17 protein-coding genes are annotated in these 16,023 nt (G+C 62.1%); 7 read left to right on the top strand and 10 right to left on the bottom strand.

The window, feature by feature from the left end:
- Positions 1–3 precede the first annotated feature (3 nt).
- Positions 4–1,275, bottom strand: coding sequence for an amidohydrolase (locus RR_RS06910; RefSeq protein ID WP_011223160.1), 1,272 nt, complete (start codon positions 1,273–1,275; stop codon positions 4–6).
- A gap of 55 nt (positions 1,276–1,330) precedes the next feature.
- Positions 1,331–1,663, bottom strand: a complete 333-nt coding sequence (locus RR_RS06915) for an uS10/mL48 family ribosomal protein (protein WP_007190485.1) — start codon at positions 1,661–1,663, stop codon at positions 1,331–1,333.
- Between the two features lie 95 nt (positions 1,664–1,758).
- Here RR_RS06915 and RR_RS06920 point away from each other — a divergent pair, with 95 nt between their 5' ends.
- Positions 1,759–2,190: a bis(5'-nucleosyl)-tetraphosphatase gene (locus tag RR_RS06920; RefSeq protein ID WP_011223162.1), complete on the top strand. Its 432-nt coding sequence runs from the start codon at positions 1,759–1,761 to the stop codon at positions 2,188–2,190.
- Between the two features lie 23 nt (positions 2,191–2,213).
- Here the strand turns inward: RR_RS06920 and RR_RS06925 are convergent, their stop codons facing one another.
- The gene (locus RR_RS06925; RefSeq protein WP_011223163.1) at positions 2,214–2,585 is read right to left on the bottom strand and encodes a hypothetical protein; all 372 of its coding nucleotides are present in this window, start codon (positions 2,583–2,585) and stop codon (positions 2,214–2,216) included.
- A 254-nt stretch (positions 2,586–2,839) separates the two neighbouring features.
- Here RR_RS06925 and RR_RS06930 point away from each other — a divergent pair, with 254 nt between their 5' ends.
- Positions 2,840–3,868, top strand: a complete 1,029-nt coding sequence (locus RR_RS06930) for a DUF5787 family protein (protein WP_049938815.1) — start codon at positions 2,840–2,842, stop codon at positions 3,866–3,868.
- 23 nt (positions 3,869–3,891) lie between these two features.
- Here RR_RS06930 and RR_RS06935 read toward each other — a convergent pair whose 3' ends face one another.
- Genes RR_RS06935 through RR_RS06945 form a run of 3 tightly spaced genes read right to left on the bottom strand, consistent with a single transcriptional unit; the run spans position 3,892 to position 6,366 of the window.
- Entirely contained in the window at positions 3,892–4,371 is a 480-nt protein-coding gene (locus RR_RS06935; protein WP_004961911.1) for a DUF5797 family protein, read from the bottom strand.
- Between the two features lie 52 nt (positions 4,372–4,423).
- Positions 4,424–5,659 (bottom strand): ABC transporter permease, encoded by a 1,236-nt coding sequence (locus tag RR_RS06940; RefSeq protein WP_011223165.1) that lies wholly within the window; start codon positions 5,657–5,659, stop codon positions 4,424–4,426.
- A complete protein-coding gene (locus RR_RS06945) occupies positions 5,659–6,366 on the bottom strand; it encodes an ABC transporter ATP-binding protein (protein WP_049939139.1) in 708 nt (235 codons plus the stop codon). Before RR_RS06945 ends, RR_RS06940 begins: the two co-directional genes overlap by 1 nt.
- Positions 6,367–6,481: 115 nt before the next feature.
- Here RR_RS06945 and RR_RS06950 point away from each other — a divergent pair, with 115 nt between their 5' ends.
- A complete protein-coding gene (locus RR_RS06950) occupies positions 6,482–7,501 on the top strand; it encodes a LolA family protein (RefSeq protein WP_011223167.1) in 1,020 nt (339 codons plus the stop codon).
- Positions 7,502–7,525: 24 nt separating this feature from the next.
- Here the strand turns inward: RR_RS06950 and RR_RS06955 are convergent, their stop codons facing one another.
- From RR_RS06955 to RR_RS22335, 4 genes are read right to left on the bottom strand one after another with little or no spacing between them, the layout of a single operon-like run.
- Complete coding sequence (locus RR_RS06955) at positions 7,526–7,990, bottom strand: Mut7-C RNAse domain-containing protein (RefSeq protein ID WP_004961900.1); 465 nt, start codon at positions 7,988–7,990, stop codon at positions 7,526–7,528.
- Positions 7,983–9,719: a DNA polymerase/3'-5' exonuclease PolX gene (polX, locus tag RR_RS06960; RefSeq protein ID WP_011223168.1), complete on the bottom strand. Its 1,737-nt coding sequence runs from the start codon at positions 9,717–9,719 to the stop codon at positions 7,983–7,985. Before polX ends, RR_RS06955 begins: the two co-directional genes overlap by 8 nt.
- 1 nt (position 9,720) lies before the next feature.
- Entirely contained in the window at positions 9,721–10,173 is a 453-nt protein-coding gene (locus tag RR_RS06965; RefSeq protein ID WP_004961894.1) for a DUF5788 family protein, read from the bottom strand.
- Between the two features lie 10 nt (positions 10,174–10,183).
- A complete protein-coding gene (locus RR_RS22335) occupies positions 10,184–10,348 on the bottom strand; it encodes a hypothetical protein (protein ID WP_170221557.1) in 165 nt (54 codons plus the stop codon).
- 53 nt (positions 10,349–10,401) lie between these two features.
- Between RR_RS22335 and RR_RS06970 the strand changes: the two genes are divergently transcribed.
- The 4 genes from RR_RS06970 (at position 10,402) to RR_RS06985 (ending at position 16,008) form a co-directional block, all read left to right on the top strand.
- On the top strand, positions 10,402–12,486 hold the full coding sequence (locus RR_RS06970; protein WP_011223169.1) for a caspase family protein: 2,085 nt from the start codon (positions 10,402–10,404) through the stop codon (positions 12,484–12,486).
- A 602-nt stretch (positions 12,487–13,088) separates the two neighbouring features.
- Positions 13,089–14,033 carry a response regulator gene (locus RR_RS06975; RefSeq protein WP_004961887.1) on the top strand — a complete coding sequence of 315 codons (945 nt, stop codon included), beginning with the start codon at positions 13,089–13,091 and terminating at the stop codon, positions 14,031–14,033.
- 218 nt (positions 14,034–14,251) lie between these two features.
- Positions 14,252–15,196 carry a rhomboid family intramembrane serine protease gene (locus RR_RS06980; RefSeq protein WP_011223171.1) on the top strand — a complete coding sequence of 315 codons (945 nt, stop codon included), beginning with the start codon at positions 14,252–14,254 and terminating at the stop codon, positions 15,194–15,196.
- Complete coding sequence (locus RR_RS06985; RefSeq protein ID WP_007190476.1) at positions 15,193–16,008, top strand: endonuclease V; 816 nt, start codon at positions 15,193–15,195, stop codon at positions 16,006–16,008. Before RR_RS06980 ends, RR_RS06985 begins: the two co-directional genes overlap by 4 nt.
- Positions 16,009–16,023: the final 15 nt, after the last annotated feature.

Raw genomic sequence — 16,023 nt, forward strand, 5'->3', positions numbered from 1 at the left:
TATTCAGCCGCTCAGTTGGCTGATCGCTTCAGTGACGACATCGATACCGATAGTCAGCGAGTCTTCATCGATATCGAACAGGGGCGTGTGGTGGCCGCCGGGGTGGTCAGTCCCGATACCGACGAACGTCGCCGTTCCGCCGTGGTTCTGGACGCGGTCCATCAGGTAGGTTGCGTCCTCGCTTCCGCCGAGGTCGTCAGTCCGGAGGCGGCTGGTGACGCCGGGAACTGAGTCTGCCGCATCGTACACCACACCCGCGAGCGCATCGTCGCTCACCGCACTCGGCGCTTCTGCGGTCGTCTCGATAGCGACCTCGCAGTCGTGCATCTCGGCCGCGGACGACATGACGGTGTCTGCCCGCTCGCTCATGTACTCCTTGAGTGGCGTCGTTTCGCCGCGGACCTCGCCTTCCAGCGTCGCTTCTCCGGGGACAATATTCGTTGCTGTGCCGCCCTCGACAACCCCGGCGTTGACACGCGTTGCGCCGTCACCGTGCCGGCGAATCGCATGGAGGTTCTGTACGGCGGTCGCCAGGGCCTGCACAGCGTCCCGTCCCTGTGCTGGATGCCCGCCAGCGTGCGCTGTCTCACCGGTGAAGGTCGCCTCAAACTGCCGAACGGCGAGGAAGCCGCCGACGCCGGCGACAATCTCTCCGGTCGGATGATCGAGACCGATGTGTATCGCCAGCAAGTGGTCCACGTCATCCAGATGTCCACTCTCGGCGACGGCCTTCCCGCCGCCGATGACCTCTTCGGCCGGCTGGAAGACGACTTTGAACGTCCCCTTGAAATCACTCTCTTTCACCGCCTCCAGCACGCCAAGGCCAATCGTCGCGTGGGCGTCGTGCCCGCAGGCGTGCATGTACCCCTCGTTTGTTGAACGGAACTCCTCCGTCGCTGGGGCGTGTGCCACACTGTCTGACTCCGTTATCGGTAGCGCATCGATGTCGACTCTGAGCGCGACGGTCGGTCCCTCGCCCTGTTCGAGCACAGCGAGAGCCCCAGTAAATCCTCCGGCGGCGGCCTCCAGCACGTCCTCGCGGGCACCGGCGTCACGGGCCTTCCGTTGCCAGTCTTCGAGTTCATCGTCGTCGGGGACTGCCATCCGCGCATCGCCGTCCACGACATTCCGACCAATATACAACTGGTCGACGCCGATTCGCTCGATTTCCTCAGCGATGCGACTGGTAGTGTAGAACTCCCGCCACGCGGGTTCAGGGTAGCTGTGTAGGTCACGCCGGACGGACCTGCGCCGCTCCTGTTGGGCCTCGTTCATGTCGGCGAAACGGGTCACAGTTACTTATAAGAATCCACAGGAGCGGACGGCGGCCCTACGACCCGCTGCCGACCTGCGTCCGCTGTTCGACGCCGGCCTCAACGTGGATGGCATTCGGGAAAGTACGCTGGGTAACGTCCCGGGCGAACTCCTCGTACCCGACAATCTCTATGGTCCGAGTGTAGACGGTATGGGTCCAGGAGTCGAAGCGGCCACCGTCTGGTCCCAGCGATTTCGATTGTGGAATCCGCAACTCCTGAGGTTGCTTCGGGTGCGGGCCCTTGAGTTCAACTCCCTTCTGCTCGGCACTCTGTTTAATCTCTGTGACAGTGTCTTCGAGGCGGTGTCGGTCCCCACTGGTGAAAGTCAGCGTTGTGACGAAGGGCATCTGTAGACGAACACTCAGCCGCGAGTGACAAAAGGCCATCTGTTTCCGTTGTGTCTCCGATATTCTCTTAAGTAGCGGTGTCATAAAATCCGATAATGATAGAGGCCACGAGCGCGGGAGCCATCCTCTTTCGCGATACGCGTGGCCGGCGGGAGTACCTCCTGCTCAAGAGCCGACCCGGCGATTGGGAATTCCCCAAGGGCGGCGTTGAGGGCGAGGAAGAACTCCAGCAGACCGCCATACGCGAAGTGAAAGAGGAGGCCGGTATCGGCGATTTCCGGCTTTTAGACGGGTTCCGCGAAGACTACGACTACGTGTTCGAGGCGAACGGCAACACCATCCACAAGACGGTCCACCTGTTCGTCGCGAAATCGTTCGAAGCGTCAGCTGAACTGTCCACAGAACACCGCGACCTGCAGTGGCGCGACTACGAGCAGGCCATCAACACGGTCACGCAGGACGGCCCCCGCGAGATACTCGAACAGGCACACGGGTTCCTCGACGAACGAACGGACGACGAGGAATAGCGGAAGCCGAGGGAACTCGTTTGTCAGACCGCGACGCCGGCGAGTAGCAGCGCTACTACCGTCGCGTTGCCCATGCCGACCACGAAGCTTCCGACCACAGCGGCAAAGATGATGAATAGCACCGGAATCCCCAGCAGTGCGAGCGCGATGATGATTTTCGCGCCTGTTTCCCCGCCGAGTTCGACCGCGACGATGCCGAGAATTCCGACAAGGATGACCGCCCACGCCTCCCAGGCCCCCTGTTCCCGGGCGCTGCCGTTGGACGTTTTGATGTAGAAGTAAGCGGGAACGGCGAGTCCAATTGGGAACGTCAACACCGCGACGATGCCTGCCGCGATCCACTGTAGCGTCGTGTACTGGTCAAATATCCCATTACTCCCGGCCCCAGCGCTCATACCGCACCCCCGTCGGCTTCGCTGGGCGCTCTATTCTCTGTCGGTCGGTACGCTGTAGCGGTACCAGCACTTTCTGGTGTGCTGTCTTCGGACCTGTGACGTATCATGTGTAACCGACGATTTGTTTCTGAAGGGATTACATAAATAATTGGGTTGTGTTACCGAACGAAAACGGTCGCTGGAGGACCCCATCGCGGACGGAGGCCCCGGTGTCGTAACAAAGGGTTTTGGTCCGAACCCGACAACGACTGTTCGTGTCCGTCGACTCCGAGTTCGCCTTCGAACTGTCCGTCTGCCAGTGGGCCGAGCGCGAGTGGTCGCCGTCCGACGACGCGGCGGTGCTGGTCGCCAGACAGTTCGGAACGAAACACCGCCGCTGGGATACGATTGTACTGGAGTGCGATCCCGATGGACTCCGGGAACGGGCGAAATTCGGCACCGAAGCGTTCGACTCGGACCACCTGCACGTCCTGCAGAACGCGCCGGCGGACTGGACCTACTATCGCGATGCGCTGCCTGACCCGGGCTACCCGTGGCGGTACGTCCGGGAGTCGATTCACGAGGCGGCCGACCGTGATGCCATTGAGACTCGCAAGCGCAGCAATCGCATCGAAATTCGTCGGGTACGTCCCTATCCGGACTGGCTCCGGCGGGTCGTCGCCATCGAGAACAAGCCCGACCTGACGGCCAGCGCCGCCAGGAATCTCGTCCCACAACTGGAGCGGGACATCGCGCTCTCGCTGGCCGATGAGGTGTGGGTTGCGACGGCGGCGACCGACGAGCGCGTGGAGCCGATTCTACTGGCGGACCTGCCCGCAGCCGCCGGCGTGTTGACGGTCGACTCCGAATCCGGAACGGCTGAGGCGGTCTGGCAACCGCGGTCGCTGTCAGTGGCTGAGCCCGGAACGCGAATTCTGGACCGACCGGACGATGACACCAGCGCCGCCCGGTTCGAGTACGTAGACACCGACTGGAAGCACGAGCGGCGTCTCGCCATCGCTGAGCGGGCGTACGCTCGCGGGTGGCGCGCTTACGCGGACACGATGCGCCCCGACTGCCGCCACTTCCAGCTCACTGCCGGCGAGACTGGCGTGTACCCCCACTGCGCTGCAAAGGAGTGTCTACCGACAGCGGCGGAGTGTCGGGGGCAGTGTCCGTCCTACGAGCCGGAACCGCCGACGTGGCGGTCGAAGGACTGGCCGCTTGACGGCGGGCCGGGCAAGGCAATAAAGCGGCTGTTAGCGCGGCGACGACGCCGCCAGCGGCCGGGGCTGTCAGAGTAGCTGACCGACACCGCGGTCCGCCCTCACTCCTCGGACAGCTCAATATCTAGCTCGTCGCGCGGAACGGCCAGCCTGAACGTCGGGACGGTCTTCTCGACTGTCTCCACGATACCTTTGTCTGCGAGGCTCCGGAGCGCAGAACGAACGTCATCGGTATCTCGGTCCTCGCCGACCTCGCGGAGGGCGTGTAACACGGCGACGACGCTCTGGCTCTCCTCATCCGGGCCGGCAATCACGTCGACGACAGCCTGCTGGAGCGAGGTGACTGTCACCGTCTGTATCCGTTCGGAGTCCTCCCCGTCGATGAGCGTCGTCGCCTCCGGCGTCGCACAGATGAGGCTGTTGTCGTTGCGGTAGTAGTACTCCTTGAGTTCGGCTTCGAGGTACTGGTGTACCTCGCTCCCGCTGTCCATGTCCCAGCGCTCCTGTAGCTCGCCGTTTTTCGTCGGCTGGAGTTCGACGATGTCGGCGAGTCGCTCGCGGGCCTCCTCCGAGAGGGTCATGGCGCGTCGGTACGACGACCACGTATTTCGGTGTTCTGAATCCGGGTAAGGCTCACTCGTGTCTGAGTGCGTCGATGGGGTCGACCCGCGCCGCTCGCCACGCCGGGTAGAGGCCGGCGACGACGCCGACCAGTACGCCAACGCCGACCGCCAGCGCCATCCACAGCGGCGCGAGCGAGAAGGTCACTTCAGCGTACCGCGTCGCCCCATAGCCGACGAGCAGTCCGAGCGGCACCCCGAGCAGCGAGCCGAGCGTTCCGAGCAGTGCGGCCTCGACGAGAAACACCTGCATCACGTCACGGTTGCGCGCGCCGACGGCTTTCATAATGCCGATTTCGCGGGTCCGCTCGGTGACGCTGACGAGCATTACATTAGCAATGCCGATAGCGCCGACGACGAGTGCGATGACGGCGATGCCGGTGACAAAGCGCGTGATGCGTTCGATGACATCGCTGATCTCCTCGACGAAGTCGTTCCCGGACCGGGCGACCAGCTCCGTGTCGTCGGCCGAGAGTGACCGCGCGTCGGACTCACCGGAGAGGTACGTCTGAATCTCCGACTGCGTCTCCGGAATCTCTCGCGGGTCGACGACGAGGGTTACCTGCGGGTACGCGCGTTGCCGCACACCCGCCGACGGGCTCTCGACGACGGACTCATAGAAGGCGTCGATAGGAACGTACACCCGGGGCTGACGGGCGAACTCGCTAACCGGGACTTCCCCGCGAGTCCCGTTGACGACGCCGACGACAGTAACGTTCCGCTCGCTCCCGTCAGGCATCGTCATCGTGAGGCGCTCACCGGTGGTGATGTTCTCGGAGAACGAGCCGGCCATGCGTTCGTTGACAACGACGGCATTCTCGTCGGTCTCGAAGGAGCGCCCCTCGACGAGGACCCCCGGCGTGAAACTGGCCGGCCGCGTCGCTGTGACCTGCTGTCTAGCAAGCGTTTGATTCCCGTGCCGTACCGACTGTGTCTGGACGATACCACGCGGGAGCACCGCCTGTACCCCAGCAATCCCCTCTAGCTCCTGAATGTCGTGCTCGGTAAACACCGGCTGGAGGGTCCGGTCGAAGTCGTCATCGCCGGACGGGGTTCCGAACACGTAGATGTTGCCTGCGTTCGATGTCTCGATGTCGCCGACGATTTCGGCCTCAACACTGGCCCCGAACGTGGCGAACGTGATGACCGACGCGATGCCGATAACGACGCCGACGACCGTCAGCGCCGACCGGAGCTTGTGCGCCCTGATAGACCGGAGCGTGATGCGGACGCTCTCGCTGGTGTCCATCAGTGTTCGCCCCCGGAGACGTCCTCGACGGACTGGATGTGGCCGTCTTCGACGTGGACGATTCGCTCCGCCCGCTCGGCGACGTGGCGCTCGTGGGTCACCAGCAGGAACGTATTGCCCGCCGCATGGAGGTCATCGAACAGGTCGAGTATCTGTGCACCGGTGTCCGTGTCGACGTTGCCGGTGGGCTCATCGGCGAGAATCAACGCCGGGTCGGTCGACAGCGCACGGGCGATGGCGACCCGCTGGCGCTGGCCGCCGCTGAGTTCCGAGGGGACGTGGTCGGTGCGGTCGCCGAGTCCAACCTCAGAGAGGAGTGACCTCGCCCGCTCGCGGCGACGGGCGCGGTCCCAACCGTCGAAGACCAGCGGCAGAGCGACGTTTTCCACCGCGGAGAGTCGCGGCATGAGATTGAACGTCTGGAAGACGAACCCGACCTCTGTCCCGCGGATGTCGGCCCGCTCGGCCTCGCTGGCCGCCGAAACGTCCTGTCCGTTGACCATGACCTGCCCCGACGACGGCGTGTCCAGCCCGCCGATGAGGTTCAACAGCGTGCTCTTCCCGGAGCCGCTCGGTCCCATCACCGCCGTGTACGACCCCGCCGACAGGTCCAGACTCACGTCGTCCAGCGCCGTCACCGTCCCGCCGAGGTCGTACTGCTTGCTGACGCCGTCGACGCGGACAGTCGTGTTCGCTGACTCGCTCACGGCCACGCGTACGGACTGGACGGCAATGAGGGGTTCGACCACGGTCAGGCTCGGCGATAGTGGTTGTACTGTGACAGAAGCAACCCACTTACCATTCCAGTCCTAAGGCTGGACAATGACAGCCGATACCGGACGGAGACTGGCTATCGTCGCTGTGTTTGTCACCATCGGACTGCTGGCTGTGGGGGCAGTCGCCGGCGTTTCCGGCTTCGAGCAGATGGGGCAGCCATCCGGCGACGACGTGCTCGACGAGACCGAGCAGCGCTACGACGCGGCCGAGACAATTACCGGGACCGCGATAGTGACCGTCACGAACGACTCGGAATCGAAGACTGCGACGGTGGAGTACGCTGCCGCTGAGCCGAACAAGACGTGGGCCGCCGTCACGAGTGAGAACCGGTCCTACGAGATGGGGACGAATGGGACCGTCGTCTGGGCGGTCGGCGAGAACCAGTCGTATGCCCGCGAACTGACCGAGGAATCCGTGGCGATGAACGGCACCACCGACCCGGTTCCCGAGGAGAACGTCACTGCGACGCTCCGGGGAACTGAGGAGGTCAACGGCGAATCGACGTACGTTCTCGACCTCGAACCGACCAACGAGAGCATCGACGCGCCGAACACGACGCTGTGGGTCGATACTGAGGACTACCGCGTCCACAAGATGACCACTGACGACGGGACGAACCGGACGGAACTCACCGTCGAGGAGACGAACTTCAATGTCAGCATCGACGACAGCCAGTTCGCCCCACCGGCTGACCGAGTTGCCGTTACGACCGTCGAGACGTACGACTCATACGACGCAGCCCAGTCCGCGACGGACCTGGACCTGCCAGAGTACGAGAACGGGACCTTCGAAGAAGCCCGGTACATTAGCCGGCCCGAGAGTACGGCTGTGGCACAGCAGTACGACACTGACGGCGAGAACGTGACGGTTCTGACCGCGACCGGCGCATCGAGCTATCTGGACGATGCGGAGAACGGGACGGCGGTGCAGGTGAACGGCCAGAACGCGACCGCAATCGAACGCGGCGACAGGGCTGTGGTCTACTGGACTGAAGACGATGTCACGACTGGCGTGGTCGTCGAGGGGACGACCGACGAGGCTGTCGCCGTCGCTGAAGAACTGTAGCGACGCCCGGTAATTTTCTGTATTCTATACGTCTTCCAGCGTCGCCTCGACTGACGCCCAGTGGCTCCCTTTCCAGAAGTGTTGCCCGCAGTCGGTACAGCGCCAGACCCGCTCGTCACCTGCACTCGGTGCGTACTCCGGCGTCGGTTCTACCGGGTCGACTTCCTCGACCGGGCTGTTGCAGACGCCACAGTAGTCCGGCTCCGGAGCCAACGAGAGGCGGAAGCCGGCGTCTGCGAGTTCTCGCAGCTGGTCTTCAATCTCACGCTCGCTGAGGAGCACACTCTCGGGTGCGCGGGTGGCGAGGTCACTATCCCGGGTAATCACCAGCCGGTCCTCACGTTCCGCTATGTCGAGGAGGTCGTCATCGGCCTCGGCGTCCCGGTCCAGCGCGTACGCCGTGTCGTAGCCACACATCCGCAGATAGGTGGCGAGTTTGCCGAGCATCGCATCGAGCGCGAGTCGGTCGCTAGGGGTGTGCTCAGGCATCGAGGAACTCGCGGAGGCCCTCGGCGTCGCGGGTGTTCAGTACGTTGTCCGTCTCGGCCCAGCCCCGCCGAGCCATGTGGACGCCGTAGCGCAAGAGTTCGAAGTTACCCGGGCTGTGGGCGTCTGTGTTAATGGCGATTGTCGCCCCAGCCTCAACGGCCTGCTTGACCGCGCCACCGCCGAGGTCCAGCCGGGCGGGGTTGGCGTTTATTTCCAGCGCCGTGTCGTTGTCGGCAGCGACAGATGCGAGCCGCTCCACATCCACGTCCAGCCCTTCTCGACGGTTCAGATAGCGCCCCGTCGGGTGGCCGATGACGTTCACGTCGGGGTGCTGTGCGGCCGCGACGAGGCGGTCTGTGCCGTCCCCGTCCAGCGCGGCGTGTGGCGAGGCGACCACGACATCCAGTTCTGCCAGCAGGTCGTCGGCGACCGAGACACTGCCGTCCGCGGCGATGTTGGCCTCGACGCCGGTGAACACGTCGATGGAAGCATCCGCCGCAACCGATTCGACCTCGGTCAACTGCTCGCGGAGTTTCTCATCCGGGACGCCGACGCCGCCGACCATCCCCGGCCCGGTCGCGTGGTCCGTGACGGCGAGGTAGTCGTGGCCGAACGCGGCCGCGCCCTCGACCATCTCCGTGATACTGTTGCTGCCGTCCGACCAGTTCGTATGGGTATGGATGTCACCGCGGACTTCGCCCTTGGCGAGGAGGTCGGGGAGCGTCCCGTTCGCGGCGGCTTCGACTTCGCCGCGGTTCTCGCGGAGTTCCGGCGGAACCCAGTCCATTCCCAGTGCGTCGTACACCGCTTCCTCGGTTTCGCTGGCCACCAGTTCGCCAGTCCGCTGGTCATCGTCTTCGACGTCCTCGACATCAAAGACGCCGTACTCGTTGACTTTCAGGTCCCGCTCGATGGCGCGGTTTCGGACTGCCACGTTGTGGTCCTTGCTGCCGGTGAAATACTGCAGCGCCGCACCGAACTCCGATGGGTCGACGATTCGAAGGTCGACCCGAACGTCGTCTGCGTAGGCGCTGGCTTTCGTCTCGCCGGACTCGATAACCCGGTCGAGTCCCTCCCAGTCGGCGAACCGCTCGACGACGGCCTCAGCGTCGGTACTCCCGACGAGCACGTCCACGTCGCCGATAGTCGGCCGCCAGCGGCGAATCGAGCCGCCGAGCGCGCACTCGGTCACGGCGTCACCGGCGGCCATGTAACTCCGAATCCGGTCACCGTACGGTCGGGCCTCGCCGAGCAGCGACCGCTCGTGGGCCTCACGGGCGAAGTCGATGTTGTCGAGGATGTTCTGCTCTGTTTTCGCACCGAAGCCCGACACCGCCTGTATCTCGCCGGCCTCTGCGGCGGCTTCCAGTTCATCAAGGGTGGTGATACCCAGCGCCTCGTACAGCGAGCCGACGGATTTCGGCCCAACCCCCTCGACCGCTGTGAGTGCGTCCATCTCGACGGGAAGCTCCTCGCGGAGTTCGGTCAGCTCCTCGATTTCGCCGGTCTCGACGTATTCGACCACCTTCGAAGAAATGGCGTCGCCGACGGCGTCTATTTCACCGACGCTGTCCTCGCCCTCGGCGGCCAGCCCCTCGATTGCGCCGGGGAAGTCCCTGATGTTCTCGGCCGCCCGGCGGTAGGCCCGGGGCTTGTACTCGACGCCTTTGGCGTCTAGCAGGTCGGCGAACTCTTCGAGCAGTGTTGCGATTTCGTCGTTCCGGCTCATGTTAGTAGCTCCGTCCGGCACGACCCGTGCCGGAGTCTGCGTCCTCGTGTCCAAGCGCTTTCTGCAGGAACTTCATCCAGCGTTTCCTGTCGGCCGTCTCCTGAGCCTGCGCTTCCTGCTCGATGTTGGCCGCACCGAGCTGTTCGAGGGCGTTGAGCGCCCGGTCGATGCCGATGATGGCCGTGGCAAGCTCCTCGCCGCGTTCGTAACTCACTTCGTTGTCCTCGATCCGTTGCTTGCGCTGGAGACGCTCGCGCCGCAGGTTCTTTTTCGCTTGCTCGACGCGCTCGCGCTCGCCCCGCGGAATTGTCTCCCGACGCTTGATCTCGAAGACGAACGACTGGAGTTCGATCTCCTCGCCCTGCACGGTGATTTCATCGGGAATGTTCGCACCGACGGTCGCGCTGTCGCGTTCGATGCGCTCCAGCAACTGTTTGCGCTCGAACTCTTTCACTAGCAGCGCCTTAGACCGGGTTGCCCTTACCCGCTTCGCCCATCGGTCGCCAGCGGTTGTACGGCGTCGCCTGTTTTTGCTCTACCCACGTGTGCCCGTTCAGCCTCCGTGTTTCTGGGAGACGCTGTGAACGGTCCTGACTGAAATAAAACGAGGTCGGCGATATCTTTTTCATTGTCTCTGCCGTTCTCATTGTACGAGAGTAATACTGTCCCCCTCGTTTATTATATGACTCTAACGTTCGAACCGCTTGACGACCGTCCTGGGCTCGCGGTCATTGACCAGATCGAGCGCCAGCGCTACCGGATACACACGCCGACGCCAATCGCGCTCAGGGAGGCGGCGGCCGACGTGTTTCAGTATCCCGTCGGAGACGCTGTCCGGATACGGACGCGCGCTATCGAACTACCGACGGTGGTCATGGTGTACGTCCGTGACGACGACGGAGCGATAGCCGCCGAGGTTGCGCAGTTCGAGTCTGAGACGCTGCCGGCGGATGACTACGTCCTTGACCCGCTGACGCAGATCAAGCCGTATATGCGGGTCGAGGACGCCGAAGTCGAGGTCACCGTCGACTCGGACCGGACCCGAATCGAGTTCGACGCTCCGACGGACCTGCTCATCGGCGCTCGCTCCCAGCACGACCGGCCGGCTGCCACGGTCACGACGACCGAGCAGCCGGCTGACGTGATGGCCGCGGTCGAAACCTTCGGGTCGGCGCTCAAGGCCCACGACCCCGAGCGCTCCTATCCGACGCTCCGCGGCCACCCGCCGGCGCTTGAAATCGGTGATACGCTGGACATCCCAGCGGATATCGACAGTCCGGATACCGGTGTCACGCTCGAACTCCCGCCCGATCTCGCGTCTATCTTCGTCGCCGCGCCGCTTTCGTACTACCTCGGAGCCTCGCTCGTCCCCGCATCCGAGCCACGGCTCACGACCGACACGGGATTTACGTACTCGCTCGATACCGCACGAGGCTTCGAATCCGAGGTCGGACGCACGCTCAAGCGTCTCTTCTTCCTCGATTGTGTCACACGCACTGAGGGGTTCCACCAGATCGACTTGCACGAGCGAGCAGCTATCGAGCCCTACGTCGACCTCGACTTCCAGTCGCTGTACCAGCAACCACTGGCGGAGCAGGTCGCCACCTATCTGCAGGTCCCGTACGACGTTATTGAGGACCACATCCCGAAGTGGCGGCTGACAACGCACATCGACCCGGTGCCGGCGAACGCGGAACAGCTCCCGTACGTCGTCGATGACCTCGCTATCGTCCGAACGCACCAGCAACAGCGGCTGAACCAGGCGAGCGTTCCGGCGGAGGCCGAGGCCGAGTTCACCCGCGACGATGTCATCACTCGTGCTGCGAGCTCCGACGCTGGCACCGCCACAGCCGAGACGGACTACGTCGAGCCACAGGCCCACGACTCACTCGAACAGGCCTGGATCGGGGACAGCATTCCTATCGGTGCGAGCAAGCTGACCAAAGCGGCGTTCGAACACCGACTCGACCGCGATACGAACGCCGAGGATATCACGATTCGAGTCGTCCAGAACGACGCCCGGATGGACGAGGAACGACAGCTCGTCGACGAAGTGTATGGCACCCGCGACGACCTGCCGTTCGATGTCACGGTCCACGACAACCTGACGACGGCGGAACTCAGGACCGTTCTCACGACCGATGCAGAGTTCTTCCACTACATCGGCCACACTGAACACGACGGCTTCGTCTGCTCCGACGGCAAGCTCGACGTGACGACGGTCGATTCGGTCGGCATCGACACGTTCCTGTTGAACGCCTGCAACTCGTACAATCAGGGTCTCGGGCTTGTCGAAAAGGGTGCCATCGCCGGCATCGTCACGCTCAACGAAGTCCTGAACGACGGCGCGGTTCGCATCGGCGAGGCGGTTGCCCGACTGTTGAACTGTGGGTTCCCTCTTCGAGCGGCGCTTACTATTGCACGCAAAAAGAGCGTTCTTGGTGGACAATATATCGTTGTTGGCGACGGCGGAGTGACAGTTGCACAAACAGAGAACGGGACACCGAATCTATTGGATGTCTCTGCCACTACGGCAGGGTACAACGTAGAAATGAAGGCGTATTCGATGGATAACAAAGGCTTAGGAGCCATCGTATTTCCGTTTTTTGAGGAATGTGAAGAGTACTTTTTAGCGCCGGGGTCGGTTGGGAGTTTCAATATTTCTAGCTCTGAACTATCCGAGTTCCTTCAGATGCAGCAAGTACCTGTTAAAGCTGATGGAGATCTCTATTGGAGTGACTCGATGGAACTCGAAGATATCAGCTGACTTTGTATTTGCTTCCGTGAAGAATGAGACGCTGATAATTGCTAATACTGCCAGTTCTATGCTTTATGGTCCAATATAGATATTGTTATTAGCTGCTGCAGTCCCTGCCTGTGACAGTAACATCAGGAGGGTGAACAGTGCGCCGGCCATTTTTGGGTGCTCTGCGAGGTATTCGCGCATGGTGGTATCTGACATGATACAATTTGGATGTTGGGTGGGAGATAATTAAATTTATTTGAAAAGTACCTACATATTATATGTTGTATTAAGGATAGAATTAAAAGATAAATCCAGAAAACAACCGACACAAGAGTTAAATCGCGTATTTAGTGGGAAAATTACACGCGCAGGTCGTATGTACGCATGAGAAGACGCTAGCGATACCCCCCATCAGTAACGTTTAGTAGGCAGGTATGTAACTGACAATCAGGGTTGTGTATTGATGTATGAATGGAAATTAACTGATGACTATCCGAAATATAGACATCCTACCGGCTCCCTTCAGTTGCCGGACGTAGGGTGGTCGAGGTATACAACGATCGCTACTTTCTTGATGCAATTGATGATCACTGGTGGCTTTGTCGGCAGCACCGGGGGGAAAGATGGCTTCTGAGGAACAGTGGCGGCTCGGAGACAAGACAGTGGAGCTCTCCAGTGCAGCCATCAGCGGGAGCCGACGCGTGGCAACGCGGCATACACCGCTTCTCCGGACTGAATCAGTAGACCGACGCGACGAGATGCGGGCAGAGGTCCCGATTCCGCTGGCGAAAGTCGAGCAGTCCCAGCAGTGTACCGTGTTGCACGTCGACGACGACCCACAGGTGGGTGAACTGGTCGAGGTGTATCTCGAACGGATCAACGACGACTTCGATGTCGTGACGAAGACCAGCGCCGTTGCCGCGCTCGATTTCCTCCGGACAGAGCAGGTCGACTGTATCGTCAGCGATTACGATATGCCAAACACCGATGGGCTGGAGTTTCTGGAACTCGTCCGCGAGCAGTATCAGGATATCCCATTTATTCTGTTCACTGGCAAAGGTAGCGAAGAGATCGCGAGCGAGGCAATCGCGTCGGGCGTTACGGACTACATGCAGAAGGGAGGGCGGTCAGACACATACGATGTTCTCGCCAACCGAATCGAAAATGCCGTCGAGCAACATCGAACCGAGCAGCGGTTCTGGAACGCCCTCTCGTGGTATCAACGGCTCGTCGAACAGGAGCTGGCGGGCGTCTGTATCATTCAGGACGGGACGTTTGTCTACGTGAACCAGAAGCTGGCCGACATTTTCAGCTATGACCAGAGTGAACTCATCGACGAATCCCCGGCTCTCCTCACGGCAGAGGGCGACGGCGACCGACTTCCCGAGTCACTCCGAGCAGCGGACTCAGACGAGCTCGATACGTTCCATTCGAAGTTTGAGGGCCGACAGGCCAACGGCGAAACGCGGACCATCGAGGTCTCCGGCGGGTCCATCGAGTACGATGGCGAACCGGCGTGGATCGGTGTGCTTCGAGACGCTGAAACCAACCCCGATATTGGCGAGTGAATCGCCGTTTGACTGCTGTGTGCTGCTCGCTGGCTCGTACGGTTTTGCAGGGTACTTCTCAGCTACGCGATAATCGATCGGTGGCCGGTCCACTGTCCTGCTGTTGACTGTCCCTGTTACGAGATATCAGCTCTCTCACGAAGGCGAGAGTTGTCACAGACGAACAGCCGACAGTATAAGCACAATCCCTTTGCACCGTCCACTCCTACCGTAGTATAATGTCGGAGTGCGATGCCTGTGGAAAGCAGGAGAACATGCCGTACCAGTGTGGGCACTGTGGGGGGACCTACTGTGCGGAACACCGGCTTCCCGAGGCCCACGATTGCCCCGGACTGGACAACTGGAGCGATCCGGGCGGCGTGTTCGACAGCGGGTTCGACGAGAGTGTAAATACTGGCCAGACATCAGGGAGCGGCGGTGTCGCCGACCGGTTCGGTATCGACACCGGGCCCGGTGGTCCGCTGGCGTACTTCCGGGGGAACGTCACGTATCTGTTCCTGGCGATTATGGGAATTGTGTTCATTCTCGAACATATTGTTATCCTCTCGCTTGGCCGCGAAGCGTTCCAGACGCTGTTCGTTCTCCATCCGAACAACCCTGAGTACGTCTGGACCTGGGTTACGTCCGTGTTCTCACACGCCCCCTTCGGATTCTATCACATCTTCGGAAACGGGATTATCATCTACTTCTTCGGCCGACTCGTCGAGCAGCAGATCGGGTCGAAGAAGTTCGCGGTCTTCTTCCTCGTGTCCGGCGCGCTGGCAGGCCTCGGACAGATCGCAATCCAGACGGTGCAGGGAACGTCTGCTGGTGTCCTCGGAGCCAGTGGCGCGGCGCTGGCGATCATGGCGTTCCTGACGGTCCTGAAACCGGACCTCCGCGTCTACCTGTACTTCCTGATTCCCGTCCCGATCTGGGCGATCACCGGCTTCTACTTCCTGTTGAGCATCTTCGGGTCGCTCAATCCGATGGGGGCCGGCCTGCTTGGTGGCAACATCGCGCATCTCGCCCATCTTATCGGCCTCATCATCGGGCTCTGGTACGGCCAGAAAATCAAGGGCCAGACCCGGATGCCCGGCCAGATACAGTTCGGCGGTGGCGGCGGCCCCGGCGGCCCTGGTGGACCGGGCGGTCCCGGCGGTCCGGGCCGGCGTCGTCCATGACGGTGCACCCGGTTCGCCCCGAATTCGTTCCCGACCCGTCGCTCTCGCAGACTGAGATGGAGGAGTTGCAACGTGATATCGCGGCGGCGGCGCGGTTCGAGGACGAGATGGACGTTTTGCCCGAGGCGATCACGCGCACCGGAGATGCACCGGACGTCGACCAGACGACACTGAGCACCAGCGCCGACGACCGAACGGAGCCGCCATTCATCGCTGGCGTCGACCAAGCGTTCGTCGACGACAAGGCCGTCTCGGCGATTGTCGTGCTACAGAACGGTGAGGTCATCGAGCGAGTCAGCGCCGTCGAACGCACCGAGATTCCGTACATTCCCGGCCTGCTGTCGTTCCGTGAGGGCGGCGCAATTCTGGCCGCGTTTGCGGAGCTAGAGACTGACCCCGACGTGGTACTTGTCGACGGTAGTGGCCGCATCCACTTCCGGGAAGCCGGGCTGGCGACACACATCGGCGTCACGCTGGACGTGCCGGCCGTCGGCGTCGCAAAGAACCTCCTCTGTGGCACACCGGAGCAGTCCCTCGACGAGAGATACCCGGAAGGGACGCGGATTCCGATTACAGCCGACGACAGCGTCGAGACCTGCCCCGACGGGACAGTAATTGGCCACGCACTCCAGACGCGCCAGTACGACTCACCGAATCGGCACATCAACCCGCTCATCGTCAGTCCCGGCCATCGCGTCAGCGCAAGCACGGCGGCGGATATCGTCGAAGCTACCGCCGACGGCTACAAGCTCCCCGAGCCGACCCGGCTGGCCGACAGCTACGCCGACGAGGCAAAGGCAACCGTCGAGTAGCTCGTTCGGATAACC

Source organism: Haloarcula marismortui ATCC 43049 (assembly GCF_000011085.1).
Taxonomy (GTDB): Archaea; Halobacteriota; Halobacteria; order Halobacteriales; family Haloarculaceae; genus Haloarcula; species Haloarcula marismortui.